The sequence below is a fragment of the Opitutaceae bacterium genome (assembly GCA_015075305.1).
Classification (GTDB): Bacteria; Verrucomicrobiota; Verrucomicrobiia; order Opitutales; family Opitutaceae; genus UBA6669.
In genome coordinates this window covers 484,869-507,511 of record JABTUS010000002.1, presented here as the reverse complement: position 1 = coordinate 507,511, position 22,643 = coordinate 484,869, and the positions used below count along the sequence as shown (strand labels likewise).

Here is a 22,643-nt window from a genome sequence, read left to right as displayed (position 1 = left end):
GGTGTGCGGACTGCGCGGCCTCCTGCTATTTCGCGGCTGGCGCCGGCAATGGATCATTGGGCAGGCGTTCGAGGCGCTCGTCGAGCGGTGGGTGCGTGGAGAAGACCTCCCGGGATGCGGCCGCGGTGTCCCTGCGAAGGCCGACCAGCACGGCGCGAAGCCCGCCCGGAGCAAAGCCGGTGGTGGAGGCGAGGTTGCGGCCCTGCTTGTCAGCGTCGAATTCCGTGCCTGGGTCGAAGCCCTTTTCGAGAATCTGTGAAGTGATGTGGGTGATGGCCTCGTCGAATCTCGCGAAATCGCTGCTCCTGTCGGCGACCAGTCCCGCGACGCCGCTCAGGAGTTCTCCGCGTGCGATGATTTTCAATGCATGACGGCGGTCGATATGCTCAATTTCATGCGCCAGCGCACCGGCGAGTTCGTCGTCGGAAACCAGTCGCTGGTAGAGTCCCCGCGTGATGAACACGCGTCCGCCGGGAGCGGAAAAGGCGTTGACGGCGTTGGAATCGAGCAGACCGAAAGTCCAGACCAGGTCCTGTCGGTCGGCGTAACGCGCGAGGGCGCGACCGACGAGGTTGACGCGCTGCGTGGCGGCATCGTCGCGCCACACCCCGCCGAAGCGGTTGACGATTTCGATGGCGACGGCGTCGCCGACGGCGAGTTCCTCTTCGAGTGAGAGACCGGAGGCTCCCTTGAGGACCTTGCCGGCGTGGGTGGCGGTTTGCCCGGCCTTTCGGATCTTGTCCCCGAGCTCGCCGAAATTGGGGAATGCAGCGCGTGCCGTCGATGCGCCGGAGAATGCGAGGGCGAACGCGAGGCAGAGCGAGGCGGAGAAAATGCGGGGGGAGTTCATTGGCGGTATTCCCCCTTTTTTCCGGCCTTGAGGTAGGCCTCGACGTCGGCGCCCGTTGTTTTGGCGGCGGCTTTTTCAAGCCAGGCCAGGTCGTCGCGTGCGCTGGCTCCCCCGTGGCGTCCGGCGTAGGCGGATCCCGCCTCGCTGAGCGGTCGTGCCGCGGCCACGGTATTGGTGGAGGAGGCGCTGACGGTTGTCAGACCGGCGGCGGGGGCGTGGGAGGGCTTGGTGGCGGCGACATTGCCCTCGAAGACCCAGCCGCCGGAATTTTTGGATTTCACATGAAGCCAGGACCCGCGGGTCTCGATGACGGTGAGGGCCTCGGCGAACGCAGCCTTTCCCGCGACAGCGGCGAGCGGGTTGGGCTCCGTCAGCAGGTTGGTCTCCGCGCGCTTGCCGTATGCGGTTGAACCCTTGTTGAATGCAAGGGCGCTCGAGGCGATGCCCAGGCAGATCAAAGCGCCCCGGATGGCGCGGCTTGGAAGGAGGGTGGTGTTCATTTTGTATCCAGATTCAATACGGGTTCCCAGCCGGTCGGCACGCCTTTTGCGGCGAGATCCTTGGCTTCCCTGAGACAGCGAAGGCAGGCTTGATCGCCGGGGCGAAGCTCGAGGGCTTCCTGACAGGCGCGGGTGGCTGATGAAAAGTCGGCGGCGACGAAGGCTTCAAAGCCCTCGGTCGATTTTTCCGCAAAGCGGAGGGTGGAGGCATCAGCCGCGACCGTGGGGCAGAGCGGTTCGTGCACGGCGACGGCCTCCGTTTTCCCCTTCACGCGCAGGAGGGCCACGGGGCGGGTGACAAAGCTGCCGGCGACGGCACGAGCGGTGAGCGGGCCGATCAATATGCCTGTGTTGAACACCTTGTTTGCGCCCTCCAGCCGGGAGGCGAGGTTGACCGCATCGCCGAGCACGGTGAAGTTGCGCTTGCGCGCGGTGCCCACATTGCCGACCACGGCCTCACCGGTGTTGAGGCCGATGCGCAGGCTGAGCCGCACGCCATGGTCGCGCATCAGGCTCTCATTGAGTTTTTCGAGCCGGCGCCCGCAGTCGAGGGCGGCGCGGCAGGCTGCCTCGGCGTGGTTTGGCAGGTCTTCCGGATGTCCGAAGACCGCCATGACGGCGTCGCCGATGTATTTGTCGACATAGCCGCCGTGATCGAAGACCGCGCTGCTCAGTTCCTCGAGACAGAGGTTGATGACGGTCACGAGTTTTTCCGCGGACAGGCTTTCGGAGAGCGCGGTGAAACCGACGAGATCGGAAAAGAAAAGGGTGACCTCGCGCCGTTCGCCGCCGAGCGCGAGGGAGCCGGGGTCTGCGATGAGCCTCTTCACGACCGAGGGCGAGACATAGGCGCCAAACCACGACTGGATCTCGCGCCTGCGTGCGCGCTCAAAGGAAAATCCGGCCACGGCGGTTGCGGAGAACACGGCGGCCGCTCCCACCGCGGGGGCCGCTGGCGGTAACCAAAAACCGAATACAAACGCGATGACGCTGCCGGTGAGCAGCAGGAGGACGCCTGCCGCGGAGGCGACACCCGCCGCCAGCAGCCCGCGTCCAGGCTGTCCCAGCCAGGCGATCGCCGCGCCGACAACGAGCAGGGCGGACAGGCTGAATCCGCGGGGTCCGTCCTGCAGGAAGCCTCCGGTCATTCCATTGGCGAAGGCGGTCCAGTGGGCGATCACGCCGGGTTCGGGCGCGCCAAGGGGTGTGGCGATTTCGTCGAAGGTGCCGGCCGCATTCGCGCCGACAAACACGACTTTGCCACGCACCCGGTCGAAGATGTCACCGACCGGGGCGGGTTGTGCGTCGACCGCCTGAATGAGCCGCAGGGGATCCATTTCCGGAGACTGGGTGAGTGCGGTGCCGAGCAGATCGAGTCCCGCGGCGACGAAAGGTGCGGCGGGAAGGACATCGACCTTGCGCGCCCGGAGCTGGTCGAGAGTACCGAACCAGCGCAGGCGGATCCTGTCCGGCGGCGGTGGCGCCGGCTGCGGATTCAGTGCCGCGGCGGCGAGCGAGTCCCTCCATTGGTAGGAGCGGATGACACCGTCGTTGTCGGAATCGATTTTCACCGAGCCCCAGCGCGCGGATCGACTGAAAAGGGAAGGGTGGGATGACCGAAACGAATTCGGCCAGAACACCGGGGAGCGATCGCCGAGCGATCCGAGATTCAGTTCGGGAATACCGGCGGCGACGGCACCGAGCAGGAGATCCTGCTCCGCGGCATCCGAGTTCTCGAGAAAAAGGAAATCCCCGACAATACCCCTTGCCCCCGCGCGGTGAAGCGCCGCGAACAGTCCGGCAAAGGCCTTGCGGGGCCAGGGCCAGCGCATGCCAAAGGCATCGCCGCCCATGGCTGCGAGCGATTGTTCATCGACGAGGACGAACGCCGTGTTTGCCGGCGGATGGTCATTTTGGGCAGAGACCCGCTGCAAGGCATCATGCCAGGTGCGATCCAAAGCGCGGAGCCCTCCCAGAAGCGAAAGCAGCGCGACCGCGACCACTGCAATCAGCGGTGCCGCGAAACGGGAGAGAAACCACCGGACTGGCTGGGGCGGCGACATTGGGAGTGCAATCTTGATTCGCGTCGAAGGCTCAAGCGATTGAGGCCGCTGGGGAATCAGGAAAGCAGCCCGCCACTCACGTCACAAGTCTGCAGCGTTGCATGCAAACATTCAGAAAGATTGGCGGGAGGACCGCCAGACCAGGCCCGGCGAGGCGCTGATCGGGATGTCCAATTGCGGATATTGCTGTTTTCGGGGTGGGAATCAGCGCAGTGGCGCGATCTGCAGATCGAAAATGGCGGCGGAGTTCTCCATCACGGTCATGAGCACGGGCACGAAGGTGTCCCAGTCCTGATTTGCGCCGAACTGGCTGTCCCAGGACACAAACAACTGCCCCGGCAGCATGTTTGAGGGCTCGATCACGATGCGGATGTCCTTCTCCCAGTCCGCGATTTTCACGTAGCTGAGCGCCGCGGGGCGTTCGATTCCCGGAACGACCGCAAAACGCTGAAGGAACTCGGCCGCGGTGAAGGGTTCATCGACCTTCAAGTGGGCCGTCGCTGAAAAATTGCGGACCGTGTCAGGGCGTGCATTGGCTTCCTGATGAAGGAAACGCACGAAAAGCTGCTGGATGATCTCCCAGTCGTTCGCAGAGCGGGCGTTCTTGACGCCGACCCGCATGCGATCGGCGGTGCGCACCAGAAAGCCGTTTTCGCCGAAAAATTGCGCGATTATTTCGTAACCAAAGACAGGATCCCAGGTCTTTACCCGAACCTGGTCGGGCCGAAGACGGAATCCCTCCGGGTCGCAGAGCCATTCGGAAAACGTTCGAATATCCTCATGATTGAGAGCGCGGATTTGTGCGAAAGGGGTTTCAATCTGGAGATTGAGGATTTCGATCTGGCAGGGAGTCATTGGATGAACCCGTTGAATCGACGGACTGCCGCCTCGAAGGCAAACCCTAATTGCAGGAAGCGGTTTTGCGCCTTTGCGGAGTGTTTGCGGAGACTTTTACACGGACTTCAACAACGGAGGCTCCAAAGGTGGCTTTTTGGGGTTGACCGTAACCAAGCTGGCAATGGCTTTGATGAAATGGCAAATGGATCCCGCGCATTGGCCTGCTGTCCATTGAGGACTCGATCATGGGCCGGTGTCGCGTAGTTCTCCGGGCAACCCACTTCATTCCGAAATATTTTCCATGAAAATGACCGCTTCGCTGATTCAATTGAGTTCCTTGCCGGCCCGGTGTGCTGATTTCCTTCGCGCGTTGGTTTGTGTCGGGCAGGGCGTCCGCCGAGCGGTCGCCGGTGTGGTGTTTCTGGGAGCTCTTGCCGGAACGGCGGTCGCTGCGCCGGTGGTCACCGGAGTCGATACGCCCGCGGCTGGCGCGTATCCTGGCGGCACGGCGCTCGACTTCTTTGTTTTTTTCAATGAGGCCGTCAACGTGACCGGCGTGCCGCGCATCGCGATAACGCTGAATTCCGGCGTCGTGTATGCGAATTACTTCGCCGGCTCCGGCGCGACGACCCTGCGTTTCCGGTATGTCACGGCCGCGGGCAACAGCGATCCGGATGGCATCACGCTCTCGGGCTCCATCGATCTGAATGGCGGGACCATGAAGAATGCGGCCCTGCAGGATGCCGGCCTGGTCCTGTCCAATGTTGGACCGACCGCCGGCATCATCATTGAGGCTGTGCCACTCGTGGTCACGACCGTTGCGGTTCCCACCAGCGGACTCTACAAGGCGGGTGCGACCCTGGATTTCACGGTCAATTTCAACAAGGTCGTCAACGTCAGCACGGGCGGCCTGCCGTTCCTGCCGATCACGCTGGATGGAGGCGGAGCGCCGTTTGCGATCTATGTATCCGGCTCAGGCTCATCCTCCCTGTTGTTTCGTTACACGGTTGGCACGACTGATCTCGATCTGACGGGGCTGCAGCTCTCCGGCACGATCAATGTGAACGGCGCCACTCTGCGGGATGCCGCCCTCAACAATGCGGACCCGACGCTCAACGGCGTTGGAGGCACCAGCGCCGTGGTCATTGATGGTGTTGCGCCGACGGTTGTTTCTTCCAATCGAGTCGGGCCGGCTTCGACAAAGGCGACGTCTGTTGCGTTTTCCATCACCTTCAATGAATCGGTGAGCGGGGTCGACGTGACTGACTTCGAATTGACAAAAACCGGCACGGCCGTGGGCACGCTCAGCTCGCTGGTACCCACTTCGCCGGGCACCTTCACCATGAATGTCACGGGCGTGGCGGGAGACGGCACGCTGCGGCTCGATCTGAAATCCTCCGGCACGGGCATTGTTGATGCCGCCGGCAACGCAGCCGTCACCGGATTTACGGGCGGGGAGACGATCACCATCGACAACACGGTGCCCACGGCCTCCATCGGGGCGCCGTCGTCCCCCGACACCGACAGCGGACCGGTCAGCTTCACGGTGACCTACACCGGCGCGGAAGTCGTCACGCTCAGCCCAGCGGACGTTGAGCTCAATGCGTCAGCCGGGGTCACCGCATCCGTGCAGGTCTCGGGCACCGGGCTGGTGACGCGCGTCATCACGCTTACCAACATCCAGGGTGCGGGAACGATCGGCATCAGCCTCGCAGCTTCGACAGCATCGGATCTTGCGGGGAATGTCGCACCCGGGGCCGGCCCCAGTGCGCTCGTCGCCACGAACCAGGCGCCCGCACTTGTCCAGGCGATCGGCGCGAAATCTGTGGGCTACAAGACGCCGTTCACGTTTGTCGTTCCCGCCGGCATGTTTGTCGATCCGAACGTCGGGCAGAACCTGGCCTACTCGGTTTCCGGATTGCCGTCCGGAATCACTTTCGACCCGGTTACGCGCGCCTTCAGCGGCATGGCGGCGATCGGGACCTCGGTGATTGTGGTGACTGCCACCGATGACGGCACCCCCGCGCGCAGTGCCAGTTCGTCGTTCAACCTGTCCATCATTAAGGCCGTGCTCACCGTCAAGGCGGACGACAAGTCGCGCGCCTACGGCTCGGCGAATCCCGCGCTCACGGTGACATATGCCGGCTTTGTTGGGGGAGAAACGCTGGCAACCTCCGGCGTCACGGGCGCGCCCGCCCTTACCACGACTGCGACAACGGACAGCGCAGTGGGAACGTTTCCCATCAATGTCGCCCTGGGTGATCTGGCTGCCACGAACTATTCCTTCGTCACCGCTCCCGGCACGCTCACGGTGAACAAGGCGGTTCTCACCATCAAGGCGGATGACAAGTCGCGCGCTTACAATACGCTCACGCCAACGCTGACGGCCTCGATCACCGGCTTTGTAAACGGTGAGACATCCTCTGTGCTGCTGGGGGCTCCGATACTGTCGACGAGCGCAACGGCAACGAGCGCACCCGGCACTTACCCGATCACGGTCAGCGCGGGCTCGCTCCTTGCGAGCAACTATGCCTTTACGAACCTGGTCAACGGCACGCTGACAATCACACCATCGCAGCTGACGATCGTGCTGGAGGGGCTGAATCGCGTGTACAACGGCCAGCCCCAGCCGGTCAGTGCGACCACCACACCATCGGGATCACCCCTGATATTCACGTACGATGGCAGCCCGACAGCGCCGACGAACGCCGGTTCCTACACGGTGCAGGCGACATCCGCAGATTCCAATTTCGGAGGAACGGCGACGGGAACGCTGGTCATCGCCAAGGCGTCGCAAACTCTCACGTTCACGCTTCCGTCCATCACAATCGGTGTGCCCGTGGCGCTGAGTGCGACGGCGAGTTCCGGCCTGCCAGTCTCCTATTCCATTGTCTCGGGCAATGCAACCGTGGTTGGAAACCTGCTCACGGTGAACGACGGAGCGCTGGTCACGGTCCGGGCGATGCAGGCCGGCAATGGAAACTACAACGCCGTGTCAGTCGACCGGTCGAGCGGATCGACGAATCGCGTCGCGCAGGCGATCAATGTGACGTCTCCAGGCGACAAACTGACGACGTCAGCCCCGTTCGCCGTGGTCGCCACCTCGACATCAGGACTTCCGGTGACAATCACCCTGGTGAGTGGCCCCGCAACCCTTTCGGGCAGCACGGTCACGCTCACGGGAGCGGCCGGTACCGTGCTTCTGCGCTTGAGCCAGGCTGGCAATTCGACCTATCTGCCCGCGACGGACGTCATGCTTTCGATAGCGGTGTCGTCGACGGGATCGTCCACGTATTTTGGCGCGGTGCTCAGCGGAGCTGGCGGAACGCGGAATGGCGACATCGGAGCCACCTATCAATCTGCGTCCAACCAGGGCACGCTGCTCATCGTGGCGCCGGCGCTGCTGGTCAACACCGCGGTTGATTTCTCGCTGACGGGGAATTCGTTCACGCGCACGGTCGATGTCACGAACGGTTCGCCGCTTCCTCTGACAATAACGGGCCAGATTTCGAACGGCGTATTGTCCGGCACGATCGAACCGATCGGGCAGACCTTCAATGCACCCCTGCTTGCGACCGAGGGCGGTCAGGCGCCTTTCGCGGGTTTCTATCGATTGACGGCGCTCGGCACGTCCAAGGGTACGACATATGTGGCGGTCGGTCCGCAGGGCCAGACCCTCGTGCTTTCGGTGCTGCCGCTGAGCCGCGTTTCTGGCACGACGACACTGGGCCTGGATGGCACGTTCGCGTTCACTTCCGGAAGCACGCTTGTGCAGGGCAAGGTGGATGCGCAGACGGGTGCGATCACGAGCACGGTTGCAGCCCAGAGCCTGCCCATCATTTCCTTTGCGGGGGTGCGCGCTTCAATTTCGCCGAATGACCGGCTGGTGAATCTGTCGGCGCGATCGAAGGCCAATGGTGATGCCAGTCCCCTGATCACCGGGTTCGTGGTTGCCGGCACTGCTCCGAAGACCGTGTTGGTGCGAGGCGTGGGTCCGGGCCTGCTGCCGTTTGGCGTGCAGGGCGTTCTGGAGAATCCCACGGTGCGGATCTTCAACGGCGGCACGAAGGTCGCGGAGAACACGCGGTGGACGACGGCCTCCAATGTGGCGGATGTCCGGACAACCTCCGCGCGAATCGGTGCGTTTGCGCTGGATGAGGCGTCGGCGGACTCGGCGCTGCTGGTCACGCTGAATCCAGGATTGTACACGGTGCATGTCACCGGGGGCACGGGCATCGCGCTGGCGGAGGTTTACGATGCGAGCGCCAACCCGCAGTTGGAGAGCCAGCGTCTGGTGAACATATCAGTGCGCAATGAGGCGGGCTCCGGAGATGAGACACTGATCGGCGGATTCATTGTTTCGGGCAACGCACCCAAACGCGTGCTCATCCGGGGAATCGGCCCGACGCTGAGCGACTTTGGAGTGACAGGTGTGCTCGCGGATCCGCTCCTGAAAATCTTTGCCGGCGGTGCGCTGGTGGCGGAGAACGACAATTGGAGCACGGATTCGATCCAGGGTTCGACGCTTGGATTTGCACTGCAGCCAGGCAGCAAGGACTCCGCCATCCTCGTAACCCTTGCGCCGGGTCCCTACACGGCCCAGGTCACCTCGGCGATCGCAGGGGCAAAGGGTGTCGCGCTGATCGAAGTGTACGAAGTCCAGTAGGGAGGCGCCGGGACATGCCCAGGGTGTTCAACGCGTGAATGCATTGAGACTCCTTTTTCGTGGCCCGCCACAATGGACCCTGGCGGTCGCGGAGAGCCTGACGGCCGGCTGGGTGCAGGCGCGCGCCACGGAACATTCGGGTGCGTCGGACTTCTTTTGCGGCGGAATCACGGCATACACACTCGAGAGCAAGATTCGCCTGCTCGGAGCGGATCGCCGCGCCGTGGAGTCGACAAAAGGCGTATCCGCACTGGTTGCCGAACAGATGGCGTTGGGGGCCTGCAGACTGTTCGACAGCGACATCGGACTTGCAACCACCGGTTGGGCCGAGCCTTCTCGGGAGGATGGGGTGATGACACCTTTTGCCTGGCGGGCGCTGGTGCATCATCGCTCCAGGAATGAGATCTACGTCGAATCCGCGAGGATCGAGGCTCCTCACTCAACCCGCGTGGGTGTGCAGGAATTCGTGGCGGACGCGGTTATCCAGCGTCTTGAGCGCTACCTTCGAGACATTCGTTAGTTCGGAAAACAGCCGCACCCAGCCGGCTATTTCGTGATGGAGCGGATGTAGTCCATCAGAGGGCGAGCCTCGCTGGGCGGCGTGATCCAGTCACTGTCCACGATCTCGGGCGTACCGTACGTGGTCTCGTAGAGCAGGCGGTTCGCTGCATCATCACGGGAGAGAAATCCGGTCTTTACCGAAGCGCCAGCGAAGAGTCCCCGGGCTTTCGTATAGACCAGCACCGGGTGCTTGCGAAATTCCTCGGTAGTGCTTTCGGCATCAGCGGCGCGCGGGCCCGCGACGGCTTCGGCGTCCGCGCCCACGTTGAGGCGCTGTGAAAAAAGGAGCCGGGGCGTGCGTGGATCCATGAAAACGTAGATGGTCTCGATCGCATTGCCCCCCACCTGGAGACCGACGCTGGCTTCACCTGCATTGATCAGGCCCGGAACACTCCACTGCCCATCAACCTTTTTCAGAAGCAGCACGCCGTAGCCGTCCTTCACTCCAAGGATGAAACCGGCCTTGAATTGATTCGTGATGACAATGGCGGTCGCGCGGGCCAGCACGGACGCCGGTATCGCTGTTGCAGGATTCGCCTGGAATTCACGGATGATGGCTTCGCAGGTTTCGACTCGTGTAACACACTCCTTGCGGGTCAACCGGCTGCCTGAAAACGCATTGCTGACCGTCAGGCCCAGCACACACATGCAAAAAAGGAGTTTTTTCATCATAGGAAGGAAAACGAACCGCGGATGCTAAACAGGCCTGCCATCGCTTGGGAAGCGCGGAGTAGGCCATAGCGTGCTCGTTTGCACTTTGTCCGCTCTCAGTCCGGGATGTTCCGTCCGGCGGGGGGTCGAAAACGCAGATGAAAGGCAGTCTTCAGCCGCGCGACTGCTATTCCAATCCGTGTGCCGCGACCTCCGCTTCATCCCATCCGAGATAGTGCCCAAGTTCATGAAGATAGGTCAGCTTCACTTCATGAATGAATTCGTCGCGATCGGCGTCCGCCAGATCCCAGATATTTTCCAGAAACAGAAGGATATGAGGCGGAACGTCTCCGGAATCAGCGCTGTCCAGGCCGAAGGGCGAGCCTACAAACATGCCAAGAATTTCGGGATCAAACTCGTCGCCAAGAATTTCGTCGCCTGGCCGGTCATGATAAACAACGGGAAGCGCCTCCGCCAGAGACTGAAGGGCCTTCGGGAGTTTTCGCCGGCTGGCGCAGACCGTCGCCTCGGCCAGGATTGTCAGTTCCCCAATAGTCATCGCGCAGGTTGTGTATCATGTAACCGCAGGGGTTGTCGCGCGTCTTATTCTCCCGTCAGCGCTTCGCTCAACCGCTGTTCAACCCGCAATCTTCACTCCCATGAAATCGTCAAAATTGTTTTTCGCGGCGAGCCTTGCCTTGGCCGCTTTGTCCATCCCTTCAATCCGCGCGCAGAATCCCGACAAACCTGCACATGAGGGCAGGAGGGGACAGGTGGCGGACCGCTTGAGTCATTTGTCGAAGGAGCTGTCATTGACGGACGCACAAAAAGTGCAGGTAAAGGAGATTGTTACTGAACAGGCGGCTGCGATGAAGGCGCTCGCTGATGACACCTCGCTTTCGAAGCAGGACCGGCGCACGAAACTAATGGGCCTCATGCGCAGCACCAACGGCAAGATTCGCGCCGTGTTGACGCCGGAGCAGCAGGCCACGTTCGACAAGATGTCCCAGGAAGGCCGGGGCAGGCGCGGCCGGGGCAAGGCTGGCGGGGAATCCCACGGCAGCAGCTCCAAGAGTTCGGAGTAATCCGAGCCACGCGATGCGCAGGGCGGCGCTGTTCCCATCAACCACAGCAGTGGCGGCGCACACAACTTGACTCGAAAGAGTCGTTTGGGGGAAAACCAGGACCGGCGTTTGCGCGCCGGTCCTGCATTTTTTTTGGGGGGACATTGGCTGGCGCGCCTCATTGCACGATTGGAATGGGACTCGGGGTTCGCTTGAATGTGCGGGATGGACCGTCCTCACATCCTTGTCGTTGGTGCTGGCGCCGCCGGTTGTTTCGCAGCGATCGCCGCGGCGGAGATGCTGGCGGGGCGGGGGCGGGTTACGCTCTGTGAGGCGACCGCCCATCCTCTCGCCAAGGTTCGAATCTCGGGCGGCGGACGCTGCAATGTCACGCATGCCTGCTTTAACCCCCGTGATCTTGTCAGACACTATCCTCGTGGCGGAAGGGAGCTGCTCGGCGCCTTTCATCGCTTCGGCCCGTTGGACACGATCGCCTGGTTTGAACGTCATTCGGTGGCGTTGAAAACCGAGTCGGACGGGCGCATGTTCCCGGTCACCGACGACTCGGCCACGATCACGTCGGCCTTGATGCAGGCGGTGGAAAGGGCAGGTGTCGCACTCCTGATCCAGACGCCGATTCGCAGGGTCAACGCAAGCCCACCTGAGGCTCCGGACGCCCCTGCATCAGACGGCAGATTCAGGATTCAACTCACCAACGAACGGATCCTGATCGCTGACCGGCTGATTTTGGCGACAGGGGGGCTCAAGGGCCTGGGCTCGTCGATTGCTGAGATGCTTGGGCACACGATTGAGCCTCCTGTCCCTTCGCTGTTCACGTTTCACATTGATGATGCTCGCATTGAGGGTCTCGCCGGATTGTCCCTCGATGACACTTCAACGCACGTGACCGGCTCAGATCTGAAGGAACGCGGACCATTGCTTGTCACGCATTGGGGCATGAGCGGGCCGGCAATCCTGAAGCTTTCGGCATGGGGCGCCCGGGTGCTGGCGGCACGCGGGTACAAGTTTGAACTCGGGGTGAATTTCTGCCCGACGCATACGCGTGACTCGGCCCACATGGCCATGATTGCGCATCGCGGCCGGCATCCACGCCGCCAGTTGGGCGGGTCTTCTCCCTTTCCCCTGCCAGCGCGCCTTTGGGAGCGTCTGGTGTTGGCCGCAGGTGTGCGTGAGACCACCACATGGACGCAGATTTCGAATGACGCCATTGCAAAGCTCGCCGGGCAGGTGATCACCGCGAGATTTTCTGTCACGGGAAAGAGCGCCAACAAGGAGGAGTTTGTCACGTGCGGCGGCGTGCGGCTGAACGAGGTGGATTTCCGTACCATGGAAAGCCGGAAGTGCCGGGGGCTCCACCTTGCCGGCGAGGTGCTGGACATCGATGGAATCACGGGCGGATTCAATTTCCAATCCGCCTGGACGACCGGCTGGCTCGCAGGGCGCGCCGCAGCGGAGAGTCTGACTGGTGTCACGGAATCGGGATCGTGATCTGCGGCGCCCGGCAACCGGGCTGCACTTCATCCGCTGGATTTGCCCGACAGAAATCGTTGCAGGCGTCTTTCGCAACGCATTGACCCGTGGCTGCGACTCTGCCTCGCTGCTCGATCTTTTTCCATGGAATTTCTCGCAGATCCCCAGGTTTGGATTTCGCTGCTGACACTCACCGCGCTCGAGATCGTTCTCGGCATCGACAATATCATATTCATTTCGATTCTCGCCGGAAAGCTTCCCAAGGAGAGGCAGGCCAAGGCGCGGCAAACGGGTCTCGCACTGGCCCTGGTCACGCGACTGCTACTGCTGGCGGGCATCGCCTGGATTGCGAAGCTCACGACGCCCTTGTTTCATGTCCTTGAGTTCTCAATTTCCGGGCGGGATATCATCCTGCTGAGCGGAGGCTTGTTCCTCATCGCAAAGAGCACCTATGAGATTCACGAAAAACTCGAAGGCGCGGGTGGGCATGCCGTCGCCAGCAAGGCGGTTTCCTTCTCGAAGGTGATCGCCCAGATAATCCTGCTGGACATCGTGTTCTCGCTCGACTCCGTGATCACCGCCATCGGCATGGCCAACCAGCTGTGGGTCATGATGACAGCCGTCATCATCGCCCTTGGAGTCATGCTTGCATTTGCCGGGGTGATCAGTGACTTCGTCGAACGCCACCCCACCCTCAAGATGCTCGCGCTCAGCTTTCTGATTCTCATCGGCGTCTCGCTGATGGCGGAGGGGCTGCACCAGCACATTTCGAAGGGCTACATCTACTTCGCGATGGCCTTTTCCTGTGCGGTGGAGTTTGTCAACTTGAAGCTCCGCGCGAAGGCCGCGGCGCGGGCGCACTAGCGCCGGGACGGCATCAGGCTGGAAATGGAGTCGCGCACTGCATTCGGGAGGGAGGACTCGGTCGCGGACGCGCGTCGTTTCCAGAAGGTCGCGATCCTTGGCGCGGGAGCACTTGGCCTCTACTACGGAGGACGTCTTGCGCAGGCGGGGTGCGAGGTTCACTTCATCGTTAGAAGCGACTACGCCCGGCTCCAGGAATCGGGCCTGGTGCTGCGGGAAGGTGATGACGTGACGCGGATTTTTCCAGTTCATGCGCACACCACTCCCGAGGGTGCGGGAACTGTGGACCTGGTCCTCATCACGCTCAAGACCGTGTCCAATGGTGAACTGGCGCGCCTCCTGCCGCCGCTGCTGCGTGAGCGAACGATTGTCGTGACGCTTCAAAATGGACTCGGAAACGAGGACCATCTTGCCCGAATGATCCCACCCGACGCTGTCTATGGAGGACTGTGCTTCATTGCCAGCATGCGCACAGCGCCAGGCGAGGTGACGTGCCTTCATCGCGGCACCATCACGTTTGGGGCATATCGCCGCCCTGCAGATGCGAAGGCCCGCATGATTGGCGAACTCTTTCAACGTGCCGGCATTCCCAACCGTGTTGTCGATCGCCTCGATGAGGCGCGGTGGCGAAAACTCGTCTGGAACATCCCGTTCAATGGCCTGGGCATTGCGGCGGGTGGAGTGTCGACCGACATCATTTGTGCGAACGCCCGGTTGTCCGCCGAAGTTCGTGCGTTGATGGACGAAGTGCGTTCCGCGGCGGCCGCGCTTGGTTTCTCGATCCCTGAGGAGTTCGCACGCGAACAATATGATGTCACTCCGCCGATGGGCGCCTATTTTCCGTCAAGCGTGGTGGATTTTCTGGAGAAAAAACCCGTTGAAGTGGAGTCCATCTGGGGCGAGCCGCTGAGGCAGGCTCTAGCGGCGGGCGCTGCAGTCCCGCGGATGACGATGCTGCATGCCTTGATCGTGCAACTTGCCGCGCAACGGCAGTCGCAGGCGGACTCTGCAGTGTTCAGGATTTCGCCTCGAACCGGTTCATCGATCGATTCTTCCTGACGCGGTCCGCGGGTGAGATCTGTCCATTCATGGCGATGTAGATTCCGGCTGGAAGCACCTGCACCGCGCCGACGGCGCAGCCCAGGTTGAAGATGGCATCGGACGTGCGAAAACGCGCGGGAATCATCGATCCAGTGAGAACGATGACCTTGTCGCCGATGCCCTTGAGCACCTCTGCCGTCTGGGTCATGGTGTCGGTGCCATGCGTGATCAGGATCAGGCGTTCGGGCGCCGCCTGAACGCGCTCCCGGATGAGCGCACGATCGGCGTCCGTCATCACGAGGCTGTCCTTTCGCAGCACGGACTCCACGACGTATTCAAAGGTGACGTTTGACTCCTTGAACACGGGATCGACCTGTGGATCCCCGACATCGTAGGTGCTGGCTGCGTCGAAATAGATCTTGTCGATGGTTCCGCCCGTGGTGAGGACGCGAAGTTTCATGCCCGCCATGCTCTGAAGCGACCGGCACGGCGTCAACCGGTCATGGATCCTCGCTGTTGAATCCTGTTGAACTCCTCCTCAGGGAAGATGCCTGATGGAGGAGCGAAAGCTGCATTGACCGCGAATCAGGACCGGGCGCCGTCACCCACGGCGGCTGCAGCGGCAAGTGCGGCCGCAGCTTCGTCCAGGCCTCCGGTCAGGCCGGCGCGCTGGTGGGTGATTTCGCCGTCGCGGGAGAGAATGGTAACGAGATTGGAGTGGGCGAACATGCCGTCGGCCTCGCGCTTGTACTTCACCCCGAGGAGGGCGGCGAGTTCTCGCACGGCGTCGTTTGATCCGTGCAGCAGCACCCAGTCGGCCGGGATGCCGCGGCTTTCGCGGAAGGCGCGGAGAGCGGCGGGGGTGTCCCGTTCAACATCAAAAGTCACCATCACGATGCGGGTCTTTTCGCGAAGCGCCGCCGGGACCTTCTCCCGGATGCGCACGAGATCGACAACGGTCGCAGGGCAGGCGTGCGTGCAAGAAGCGAAGAACATGACCAGGGCGACAGGCTGGCCGCGCAATTCGGCGAGCCGGAGCGGAGTGTCTGAGTCTGTCGTGAACGCAACTTCCGTCTGGTAGAGTGAGGCGGCTGGCAGCGGAGCATCCGCGGTGAGCGGCGCGTGACAGCAGGCAGGCGTACCCGCCATGAGTGCGGGGACGGCGGCGAATAGAACAACTGCGAAACGTAGGAGTGAGGTGTTCATGGCTTTGAAATATCGGCGGCACAGCGGAATCCGAGGGAGCTGGTGCCTTGACGGGCTTTGAGTGATGAACGCAGAGCCTGGCGCATGAAGCCTGCGTAGTCGCTTGGGTCGGTGGACGCCAGGGCGGCGCCTCCACAGAAAAGATTCTGGTCGCGAGCGGCGTCGGCGCGGGATTCGCCCGTGACCATGGCGGTGTCGAAATCGTCCACCCATTCCCAGACCAGTCCATGCAGGCCGCGGGCGCCGTCCAGCGTGGCGCGGGCGGTGCTGACTGATGGAATGACATCAGGGGTGGGCGCTACCAGCCAGGCGTAGAGATCGCGAACGAAGGCGGGTTCATCGCGCCCGATGCGTGTCGCATAGCCGGCGGTTGCGGCGAGTTCCCACTCCGCGAGGGTTGGGAGACGGCGGTTTTGGCTGCGGGCGTAGGCGCGTGCGGCGAACCATGTCACGTTGACGACCGGTGCGTCGGGAAGTGCCTTGGCTCCGAGTTCAAGATCGCCCGCCCAGTGACGCAGGTAGGTCTCGTCGGCAAAGAGCGGGGAAACCTGTGATCGCCTCCATTGCGGATTGGCGGTGACGAAGGCGAGAAACTCGGCGTTGGTAACCGGCAGCGTTTCAAGCCGGAAGGCCGCGACCTGGATCGCTTCGGGATCCGTCGCAGACCGGGTGACCGGCCGGTGGATTCCGGCGGGGATGGTGACCATGGCCTCGCCAGCGATGAGCGCGCTGCCGGTTGCAAGTGCAACGGCGGCTGCAATCGGCAGGAATGCGTGGCGAGGCATGGTCGGTGGGATGCCTGGTTGGATTGGCCCGGCCTATTCGCCCTTTACGCGGCGAACATCGTCGACCGTGAAGGCCTCGGCTGTGTTGCCCCAGGTATTGGTAACGTAGGTGAGCACGTCGGCCATCTGCTCCTCGGTGAGAATATCCCTTTGCGGCGGCATGACACCGTTGTAGGCCTGTCCATTGACGGTGATGGGTCCGTTCAATCCCTTCATCACGATCCGTATGGCTCGATCGCGATCAGCCATCATGTAATCGGACTTGGCAAGAGGAGGGAAGACACCGGGGATGCCCTCGCCTGAGGGAAGGTGGCAGGCGAAGCAATTGCCCATGTAGATCTGCTTCCCCTTGGCCATCTGCATTTCCTTGTTGAGGCTGACGATGGTCGGGTTGGCCTTGATCTCGGCGGCGATCTTCTTTTCGAGGTCAACCTGCTGCTTGGCTGCAATCGAGCCGGCCTCGGCTGCTGATCCGAGATAGACGGCGTCGACTTCCTTTCCGGAGTAGATCACTCGGTCTTCAGGCCCGCTGACCTTGAGCATGCCCAGTGCGCCCTTGTTGAAGGCGCGGCTGAGTGAATGATCGACGAGAACATAGGTGCCGGGCACGTCCACCTTGAAGTCAAGGATCGCCGCTCCACCCGCCGGCACCATTGTGGTCTGAACATTCTCCTGGGCAACATGGGTGCCGCCTTCGACGTAAACCTTGTCGAAGATTTCTCCAATGACGTGGAATGAGGAGGTCAGATTGGGACCGCCAACGCCGAAGTAGATGCGCACCTTTTCGCCAACCTCGGCGGTGAGGGACTTGTCACCGATGATCGAACCCACGGAGCCGTTGAAGAGCACGTAAGTCGGTCTTTCGTCGATGGACTTGGGCGTGTCGAACAGCTGGAGACCGCCGCCCGCGTAGGGGCCGTTGGTGTAGAAATCGCCCTGCATGACGTAGTATTCCTTGTCGACAGGCGGGAGGCCTTCCTCCGGCTCGACGAGGATCAGTCCATACATGCCGTTGCCGATGTGCATGGGCACTGGAGCGGTGGCGCAATGATAGACGAAGAGGCCTGGATTCAAGGCCTTGAAGGTGAATTGCGAACTGTGGCCAGGGGCTGTAAAGGTCGATGAAGCGCCGCCACCCGAACCTGTCACGGCGTGGAGGTCGATATTATGGGGCAGCTTGGAGGAAGGGTGATTGTTGAGATGAAACTCAACGACATCGCCTTTTCGGATGCGAATGAAGGAGCCGGGCACGCTTCCGCCGAAAGTCCAGAACGTGTACTGCGTGCCGTCGGCGATGCGCGCGGTCACCTCGCGGACTTCGAGGTGGACAACGACGCGTGCCGGTGAACGCCGCTTGATCGCTGGCGGGACGTGGGGAGGAGCCGTCAGAACGGCTTCTTCAATCGGCAGGGCGGCGATATGCGCCGGAAGATGAACACGACCGATTGCTTCGGATGGACCCTCGAACGCATTGGCGGCGGTGACGGAGGCGAAGAGGATTCCAGCAAGGAATCTGGCATTTTTCATGATTTGGAGGAATTGCGGTTTCAGTTGAATGGCAACGGAAAGGGTTAATTATGGATAAGTTATTCTTCTGCTATGATTGTTTGATCATTAGAAAAGTAGATCACAGTGACATCATACACACAGCTTGAAAGAGGTTCTTGATGTAGATCAAGAAGAGGAAATTTCACCAGCGTCGATTCGACTTGGGTGCGTTTGGTCTTGTTGAGACTCAGCAGGTTCAAAGTGTCAAACCCCGTGGAGCTGGGTGAACGGCGGACACTTTCGTGAATACGAGCTGCATGAAGAGCCAGCGCTGGAAAAATCGGGCTGGGCGGAGGGCTTGGGATGGGCTTTGGTGTTCGATTCGCATGCTAACGATTGCTGATGTCGCCAAGTCCTACGGTACCCGCGAGCTCTTCGCCGGGGTGTCGCTGTTTGTAGCCCGGACCGACCGGTTTGGCCTGGTCGGTCCAAACGGCGCCGGCAAGTCGACGCTCTTCAATCTGATCCTTGGCGAGGAGGCTCCGGATGAAGGGACGATCACGTGGGAACGGGGCTCCGATTTCGGATTCCTCCCGCAGGAGAGCGCACCGGTGGGCGATGAATCGATCCTGCACATCGCGACCAGCGGCAGAAAACTCGAGCCCGAGAACGACGACGATTACGACATCGACTATACGCTCGAGCCGCGCGCGAAAAAGATACTGGCCGGACTGGGTTTCCGAGAGGCTGATGCCCTCAAGCCTGCGAAGTCGTTCTCCGGCGGCTGGGTGATGCGCGCGCATCTGGCGCGACTCCTTGTCAACGAGCCGGCGCTGCTCCTGCTCGACGAGCCGACCAACCACCTCGACCTGGAGGCGCTGCTCTGGTTTCAGGATTATCTGACCCGGTATCCCGGCGGACTCGTGGTCATCTCGCACGATCGCGCGTTTCTGAATGCGCTGTGCAATGGCATACTCGAGCTCCGCAGCGGCACCCTGCACCGCTACACCGGAAACTACGACGACTACCTTGTCGAAAAGGAGGCGCGCAAGGAGCAGCAGGCGGCGGCCTTCAAGAATCAACAGCGCGAGATCGCGCACCTGCAGAAGTTCGTCGACCGCTTTGGTGCGAAGGCCTCGATGGCCTCGCGCGCGAAGTCGAAGGAGAAGCAGATCGAGCGACTCAAGGAGGTGGCGGTCGATGAGCCGATGGAGGAACTCAAGCGCATCCATTTCAAGTTCCCCCAGCCGCCGCGCTCCGGTCTCAAGGTGGCCACCCTGGAGAACGTGCAGCAAGCCTATGGGGATCACGTGGTTTATCGCGATCTCAACTTCTCGGCGGAGCGCGGGCAGCGCATCGTGCTCGTCGGCCCCAACGGCTCCGGCAAGTCAACACTGCTGAAAATCCTCGCGGATGTGATTCCGATCCAGGGCGGCACGCGTGAAACGGGCAGCAACGTTGTCACGGGGTATTTTGCCCAAAACCGCCTCGACAACCTGAAGGCTGATTCGACGGTGTTTGACAACGTGATGGAGCTCCGCACGCAGGAGAATCAGCTCACCGAGCAGCAGGTGCGCGCGATTCTCGGTGCGTTCCTTTTCCGGAAGGACGATGTTTTCAAGAAAGTGTCGGTGCTTTCGGGAGGCGAGAAGTCGCGCCTGGCGCTGGCCCGGCTGCTTGTGAAGCCGCCCAATTTCCTGATGATGGACGAGCCGACCACGCACCTCGACATCCAGTCGATCGACGCGCTGGTCAACGCGCTCAAGGATTACGAGGGCACGCTCGTTTTCATCAGCCACGACGTCTATTTCATCCGGGCGCTGGCGCAGACCGTCCTTCACGTGCATTCGGGCCGCCTCACGCCCTACGCCGGAAACTACGACTACTACCTTGAAAAATCGAAGGCCACGAATGAACGGGCGGCGCTGACCGCGGGCTTCACTGACGCGCGACCGGCCCAGTCTGCCGAAACGCAGAAACCGGCCGCGCCCGCCAGGAAACCCGCAGTGAACAAGGCTGAGCTGAAGCAACTCCGCACGGAGGTGGGGAAACTGGAACAGACGGTTTCCGAACTCGAGGCAAAGCAGTCCGAGCTCACCGCAGAACTCGAGGCGCCCGAGACCTATGCGGTTCCGGGGAAGGCGCAGCATCTCAACCGGGAGCTGAGTTCAATCGTCGACCAGATCACCGAGGCAACGGAGGCCTGGGAACAGGCCGCGGGCCGGCTGGCCGAGATGGAGAAGGCCGGCTAGCCTGTTGGTTTGACGACATTGCCAACTGGAGGGCCTCGCGTCTGCAAGTCGTCGACCCCTTGGCTCTTGTTCCCGGACTACCAAAGCACCCGGACCCCTCCCCAGCGGGTGATTTCGCGGTCTTGGGTGATGACGGTGAGCTGATGCTCCAGCGCAGTGGCGCAGATCATGCGATCCGCGGGATCCTTGTGTGTCCATTCAAGACAGACGGTGCGCCAGGCAATGGCAGGCGTGAGAGGCAGAATCGCATAGCGTTGGGGGATGTCCTCCAGCCATTGAGCCGGACTGGGATCCAACCCCACCTCGCGCACGCTTGCCAAGCGGGCAATTTCCAAGAGGGAGATTGCGGCCATCGCAAAGTCACTGTCAGGTCGGTCCCGCAGCAAGCGGCGAACGGAGGCGGACAGCCGGATCGAGTCAGCTGCGCTCCAGAGAACAGCATGTGTGTCGAGCAGGTATCTCACCTGGCCAGATCACCCCATTCCTGCAAGGGTATGACCGGTCCCGAACACAGTCGATCGGCATGCGTGCGCTCCTTCATGCAGCCAAGCAAACTGGGATTCGCGGCACGCGCGCGAAACTCAAAGGTCTGGCCGTTCGCCTCAATGACCACCGTCTTGCCCGCTGCGGCCAGCCTGCGCATTCGGGGAAACTCCCTTTGAAATGCCCGGATCGTGGTTTTCATGTCTGTCAGTCAACATTGTCTGACAGCAATGTCAACCCGGTTGAAATGTCTCCAATGGACGGATTGCCCGGTGTTAATAATTGAATCGGAAAGTTGCACCCGATCGATGCCCCCGACGTCAGCTCAACTCCGTGTCTGAGCTCAAACGTTCGGCAAAATGATTTGCAGCGTTCTGGGTGCGTTGGTAACGTTTTCGCCATGAGTTTAGCCGACCTCGAAAAGGAAGTGCGAAGCCTATCTTCTGGCGAGTTTGGTGCGTTCACCAGATGGCTGGAGGAGTATGCCGCGAAGCGCTGGGACGAACAGTTCGAGCGCGATGTGGCGGCAGGCAAGCTCGACAGACTGGGAAAGAAGGCAGATGCGTCGTTCGAAGCGGGCGAGTGCACCGAGTTGTGAAGCATTTCGCATCACCTGACTTCTGGTTCCACTACCGACTTCTCCCGGAAAGCGTTCGTGACCTCGCCGACAAGAGTTTTGCTATTTTGAAAGAGAATCCGCGCCATCCGTCACTACGGTTGAAGAAAATCGGAGCCTATTTGTCTGCTCGTGTAGGGATAAGTTACCGAGCGATCGGCAAGGACAGACCCGAAGGGGTCGTTTGGACATGGATTGGCTCACACGCCGACTACGACGCTTTCCTAAAATAGCGCCAAGGCCGATTCTCCAGTGAAGCAGGCTGCGAGGAAGTGAGGAGGTTGCGGGACAGGGGCTGATACGATCTGCCTGCATCACTGTTGGACGAAGTCGTCGGGGGTGAGGCATCGATCTACAGAGAGAAAGTTGCCGTACACAGACAGTCGAAAAGGTCCGGGAAGTTTGCCGAGGAAAGGGCGCTTGACCGTCGCTGGTGCGTAGCTACGTTGTAGAGCCATGAAAACTGCGGTTCAACGTTGGGGAAACAGCCTGGCTCTCAGGATTCCGCGGGCATATGCCGCCGAAACGAAGATATCCGAAGGCTCTGAAGTGGAATTGAGCTTGAAGTCCGGCGCGCTAATAATTCGCCCGCTTGTTCGAAGGCGACATGCATTGGCAGATCTTTTGAAGGGGGTTCGTGCTTCCAATCGACACGATGCGATTGAGACCGGACAAGCCGTGGGCAGGGAAGTCTGGTGATGAGCTACATACCTCAAAGAGGTGATATTGTATGGCTCAGCTTTGATCCCCAAGCCGGGCATGAGCAGGCCGGTCGGCGTCCAGCATTTGTCTTATCGCCCGAGTCGTACAATCGAAAGACCGGTCTGTTTCTCGCTTGTCCAATAACCTCCAGAGCGAAGGGCTATCCGTTCGAGATAGTTCTTCCCGACGGGTTGGCAGTCAGTGGCGTGATTCTTGCCGATCAGGTCAAGAGTCTTGATTGGAAGGTGCGGCGGGCAGAGTTTGCCTCGGCGACGGACGACAATGTTCTGAATGAGGTCGTTTCGCTGGTTCTACCGCTGATCGACGAAAGCGCCTAACCTCCAGTGAAGCAGGCTGCGAGGAAGTGAGGAGGTTGCAGCACCGGGTGTGACACGGATCGACCCCATCGCACCGTTGATGGGGAATTTCACTCGGATGAGTGAGCGATTGCCGGGTGCATCGATAGTTGAGATAAAATTCGGCGATGCCGGGGGGAATTGGACCGACGCTGAGTTGCCAGGGG

22 protein-coding genes are annotated in these 22,643 nt (G+C 61.3%); 10 read left to right on the top strand and 12 right to left on the bottom strand.

Annotation, left to right across the window (positions count from 1 at the left end; genetic code table 11):
- Positions 1 to 25: 25 nt before the first annotated feature.
- The 4 genes from HS122_06590 to HS122_06575 all read right to left on the bottom strand — a co-directional run bounded on the left by HS122_06590 (position 26) and on the right by HS122_06575 (position 4,268).
- A complete protein-coding gene (locus HS122_06590; protein MBE7538062.1) occupies positions 26 to 850 on the bottom strand; it encodes a M48 family metalloprotease in 825 nt (274 codons plus the stop codon).
- Complete coding sequence (locus HS122_06585) at positions 847 to 1,350, bottom strand: hypothetical protein (GenBank protein ID MBE7538061.1); 504 nt, start codon at positions 1,348 to 1,350, stop codon at positions 847 to 849. The genes HS122_06590 and HS122_06585 overlap by 4 nt, the downstream gene beginning before the upstream one ends.
- Complete coding sequence (locus HS122_06580; GenBank protein MBE7538060.1) at positions 1,347 to 3,413, bottom strand: adenylate/guanylate cyclase domain-containing protein; 2,067 nt, start codon at positions 3,411 to 3,413, stop codon at positions 1,347 to 1,349. The genes HS122_06585 and HS122_06580 overlap by 4 nt, the downstream gene beginning before the upstream one ends.
- Before the next feature lie 204 nt (positions 3,414 to 3,617).
- Entirely contained in the window at positions 3,618 to 4,268 is a 651-nt protein-coding gene (locus tag HS122_06575) for a hypothetical protein (protein MBE7538059.1), read from the bottom strand.
- A 289-nt stretch (positions 4,269 to 4,557) separates the two neighbouring features.
- Here HS122_06575 and HS122_06570 point away from each other — a divergent pair, with 289 nt between their 5' ends.
- Positions 4,558 to 8,916: a hypothetical protein gene (locus tag HS122_06570; protein MBE7538058.1), complete on the top strand. Its 4,359-nt coding sequence runs from the start codon at positions 4,558 to 4,560 to the stop codon at positions 8,914 to 8,916.
- Between the two features lie 43 nt (positions 8,917 to 8,959).
- Positions 8,960 to 9,436, top strand: a complete 477-nt coding sequence (locus HS122_06565) for a CinA family protein (GenBank protein ID MBE7538057.1) — start codon at positions 8,960 to 8,962, stop codon at positions 9,434 to 9,436.
- A 26-nt stretch (positions 9,437 to 9,462) separates the two neighbouring features.
- Here HS122_06565 and HS122_06560 read toward each other — a convergent pair whose 3' ends face one another.
- Both HS122_06560 and HS122_06555 read right to left on the bottom strand, forming a co-directional pair.
- Positions 9,463 to 10,146: a lipid-binding SYLF domain-containing protein gene (locus HS122_06560; protein MBE7538056.1), complete on the bottom strand. Its 684-nt coding sequence runs from the start codon at positions 10,144 to 10,146 to the stop codon at positions 9,463 to 9,465.
- Between the two features lie 169 nt (positions 10,147 to 10,315).
- The gene (locus HS122_06555; protein MBE7538055.1) at positions 10,316 to 10,687 is read right to left on the bottom strand and encodes a metallopeptidase family protein; all 372 of its coding nucleotides are present in this window, start codon (positions 10,685 to 10,687) and stop codon (positions 10,316 to 10,318) included.
- A 100-nt stretch (positions 10,688 to 10,787) separates the two neighbouring features.
- On the opposite strand from HS122_06555, the gene HS122_06550 reads away from it, so the two are divergent.
- The 4 genes from HS122_06550 to HS122_06535 all read left to right on the top strand — a co-directional run bounded on the left by HS122_06550 (position 10,788) and on the right by HS122_06535 (position 14,606).
- Positions 10,788 to 11,213 carry a Spy/CpxP family protein refolding chaperone gene (locus tag HS122_06550; protein MBE7538054.1) on the top strand — a complete coding sequence of 142 codons (426 nt, stop codon included), beginning with the start codon at positions 10,788 to 10,790 and terminating at the stop codon, positions 11,211 to 11,213.
- Between the two features lie 204 nt (positions 11,214 to 11,417).
- The gene (locus tag HS122_06545; GenBank protein MBE7538053.1) at positions 11,418 to 12,701 is read left to right on the top strand and encodes an NAD(P)/FAD-dependent oxidoreductase; all 1,284 of its coding nucleotides are present in this window, start codon (positions 11,418 to 11,420) and stop codon (positions 12,699 to 12,701) included.
- Positions 12,702 to 12,827: 126 nt separating this feature from the next.
- Complete coding sequence (locus HS122_06540; GenBank protein MBE7538052.1) at positions 12,828 to 13,547, top strand: TerC family protein; 720 nt, start codon at positions 12,828 to 12,830, stop codon at positions 13,545 to 13,547.
- A gap of 24 nt (positions 13,548 to 13,571) precedes the next feature.
- A complete protein-coding gene (locus HS122_06535; protein MBE7538051.1) occupies positions 13,572 to 14,606 on the top strand; it encodes a 2-dehydropantoate 2-reductase in 1,035 nt (344 codons plus the stop codon).
- Here the strand turns inward: HS122_06535 and HS122_06530 are convergent.
- From HS122_06530 to nirK, 4 genes are all read right to left on the bottom strand, one after another.
- A complete protein-coding gene (locus HS122_06530; GenBank protein MBE7538050.1) occupies positions 14,563 to 15,048 on the bottom strand; it encodes an asparaginase in 486 nt (161 codons plus the stop codon). The genes HS122_06535 and HS122_06530 overlap by 44 nt on opposite strands.
- A 125-nt stretch (positions 15,049 to 15,173) precedes the next feature.
- Positions 15,174 to 15,794, bottom strand: coding sequence for an SCO family protein (locus HS122_06525; protein ID MBE7538049.1), 621 nt, complete (start codon positions 15,792 to 15,794; stop codon positions 15,174 to 15,176).
- Entirely contained in the window at positions 15,791 to 16,579 is a 789-nt protein-coding gene (locus HS122_06520) for a formylglycine-generating enzyme family protein (protein ID MBE7538048.1), read from the bottom strand. The genes HS122_06525 and HS122_06520 overlap by 4 nt, the downstream gene beginning before the upstream one ends.
- Before the next feature lie 33 nt (positions 16,580 to 16,612).
- Positions 16,613 to 18,106 (bottom strand): nitrite reductase, copper-containing, encoded by a 1,494-nt coding sequence (gene nirK, locus HS122_06515; protein ID MBE7538047.1) that lies wholly within the window; start codon positions 18,104 to 18,106, stop codon positions 16,613 to 16,615.
- 347 nt (positions 18,107 to 18,453) lie between these two features.
- Here nirK and HS122_06510 point away from each other — a divergent pair, with 347 nt between their 5' ends.
- Positions 18,454 to 20,319: an ABC-F family ATP-binding cassette domain-containing protein gene (locus HS122_06510; GenBank protein ID MBE7538046.1), complete on the top strand. Its 1,866-nt coding sequence runs from the start codon at positions 18,454 to 18,456 to the stop codon at positions 20,317 to 20,319.
- A gap of 77 nt (positions 20,320 to 20,396) precedes the next feature.
- Here HS122_06510 and HS122_06505 read toward each other — a convergent pair whose 3' ends face one another.
- Both HS122_06505 and HS122_06500 read right to left on the bottom strand, forming a co-directional pair.
- Positions 20,397 to 20,783 carry a type II toxin-antitoxin system VapC family toxin gene (locus HS122_06505; GenBank protein MBE7538045.1) on the bottom strand — a complete coding sequence of 129 codons (387 nt, stop codon included), beginning with the start codon at positions 20,781 to 20,783 and terminating at the stop codon, positions 20,397 to 20,399.
- Positions 20,780 to 21,004, bottom strand: a complete 225-nt coding sequence (locus HS122_06500; GenBank protein ID MBE7538044.1) for a hypothetical protein — start codon at positions 21,002 to 21,004, stop codon at positions 20,780 to 20,782. The genes HS122_06505 and HS122_06500 overlap by 4 nt, the downstream gene beginning before the upstream one ends.
- A 198-nt stretch (positions 21,005 to 21,202) precedes the next feature.
- Between HS122_06500 and HS122_06495 the strand changes: the two genes are divergently transcribed.
- The 3 genes from HS122_06495 (at position 21,203) to mazF (ending at position 22,458) form a co-directional block, all read left to right on the top strand.
- A complete protein-coding gene (locus HS122_06495) occupies positions 21,203 to 21,400 on the top strand; it encodes a hypothetical protein (GenBank protein MBE7538043.1) in 198 nt (65 codons plus the stop codon).
- Positions 21,401 to 21,874: 474 nt separating this feature from the next.
- Positions 21,875 to 22,117 (top strand): AbrB/MazE/SpoVT family DNA-binding domain-containing protein, encoded by a 243-nt coding sequence (locus tag HS122_06490; protein MBE7538042.1) that lies wholly within the window; start codon positions 21,875 to 21,877, stop codon positions 22,115 to 22,117.
- On the top strand, positions 22,117 to 22,458 hold the full coding sequence (gene mazF, locus HS122_06485) for an endoribonuclease MazF (protein MBE7538041.1): 342 nt from the start codon (positions 22,117 to 22,119) through the stop codon (positions 22,456 to 22,458). Before HS122_06490 ends, mazF begins: the two co-directional genes overlap by 1 nt.
- The last annotated feature ends 185 nt before the right edge of the window (positions 22,459 to 22,643 follow it).

Bases quoted from the DNA above. Each gene is read 5' to 3' on its own strand.
- HS122_06570 (MBE7538058.1), top strand. From the start codon at position 4,558: ATGACCGCTTCGCTGATTCAATTGAGTTCCTTGCCGGCCCGGTGTGCT.
- HS122_06555 (MBE7538055.1), bottom strand. From the start codon at position 10,687: ATGACTATTGGGGAACTGACAATCCTGGCCGAGGCGACGGTCTGCGCC.
- HS122_06560 (MBE7538056.1), bottom strand. From the start codon at position 10,146: ATGAAAAAACTCCTTTTTTGCATGTGTGTGCTGGGCCTGACGGTCAGC.
- HS122_06535 (MBE7538051.1), top strand. From the start codon at position 13,572: ATGGAGTCGCGCACTGCATTCGGGAGGGAGGACTCGGTCGCGGACGCG.
- HS122_06540 (MBE7538052.1), top strand. From the start codon at position 12,828: ATGGAATTTCTCGCAGATCCCCAGGTTTGGATTTCGCTGCTGACACTC.
- HS122_06590 (MBE7538062.1), bottom strand. From the start codon at position 850: ATGAACTCCCCCCGCATTTTCTCCGCCTCGCTCTGCCTCGCGTTCGCC.
- HS122_06580 (MBE7538060.1), bottom strand. From the start codon at position 3,413: ATGTCGCCGCCCCAGCCAGTCCGGTGGTTTCTCTCCCGTTTCGCGGCA.
- nirK (MBE7538047.1), bottom strand. From the start codon at position 18,106: ATGAAAAATGCCAGATTCCTTGCTGGAATCCTCTTCGCCTCCGTCACC.
- HS122_06510 (MBE7538046.1), top strand. From the start codon at position 18,454: ATGCTAACGATTGCTGATGTCGCCAAGTCCTACGGTACCCGCGAGCTC.
- HS122_06500 (MBE7538044.1), bottom strand. From the start codon at position 21,004: ATGAAAACCACGATCCGGGCATTTCAAAGGGAGTTTCCCCGAATGCGC.
- HS122_06545 (MBE7538053.1), top strand. From the start codon at position 11,418: ATGGACCGTCCTCACATCCTTGTCGTTGGTGCTGGCGCCGCCGGTTGT.
- HS122_06495 (MBE7538043.1), top strand. From the start codon at position 21,203: ATGAGTTTAGCCGACCTCGAAAAGGAAGTGCGAAGCCTATCTTCTGGC.
- HS122_06575 (MBE7538059.1), bottom strand. From the start codon at position 4,268: ATGACTCCCTGCCAGATCGAAATCCTCAATCTCCAGATTGAAACCCCT.
- HS122_06520 (MBE7538048.1), bottom strand. From the start codon at position 16,579: ATGCCTCGCCACGCATTCCTGCCGATTGCAGCCGCCGTTGCACTTGCA.
- HS122_06585 (MBE7538061.1), bottom strand. From the start codon at position 1,350: ATGAACACCACCCTCCTTCCAAGCCGCGCCATCCGGGGCGCTTTGATC.
- HS122_06530 (MBE7538050.1), bottom strand. From the start codon at position 15,048: ATGAAACTTCGCGTCCTCACCACGGGCGGAACCATCGACAAGATCTAT.
- HS122_06525 (MBE7538049.1), bottom strand. From the start codon at position 15,794: ATGAACACCTCACTCCTACGTTTCGCAGTTGTTCTATTCGCCGCCGTC.
- mazF (MBE7538041.1), top strand. From the start codon at position 22,117: ATGAGCTACATACCTCAAAGAGGTGATATTGTATGGCTCAGCTTTGAT.
- HS122_06490 (MBE7538042.1), top strand. From the start codon at position 21,875: ATGAAAACTGCGGTTCAACGTTGGGGAAACAGCCTGGCTCTCAGGATT.
- HS122_06550 (MBE7538054.1), top strand. From the start codon at position 10,788: ATGAAATCGTCAAAATTGTTTTTCGCGGCGAGCCTTGCCTTGGCCGCT.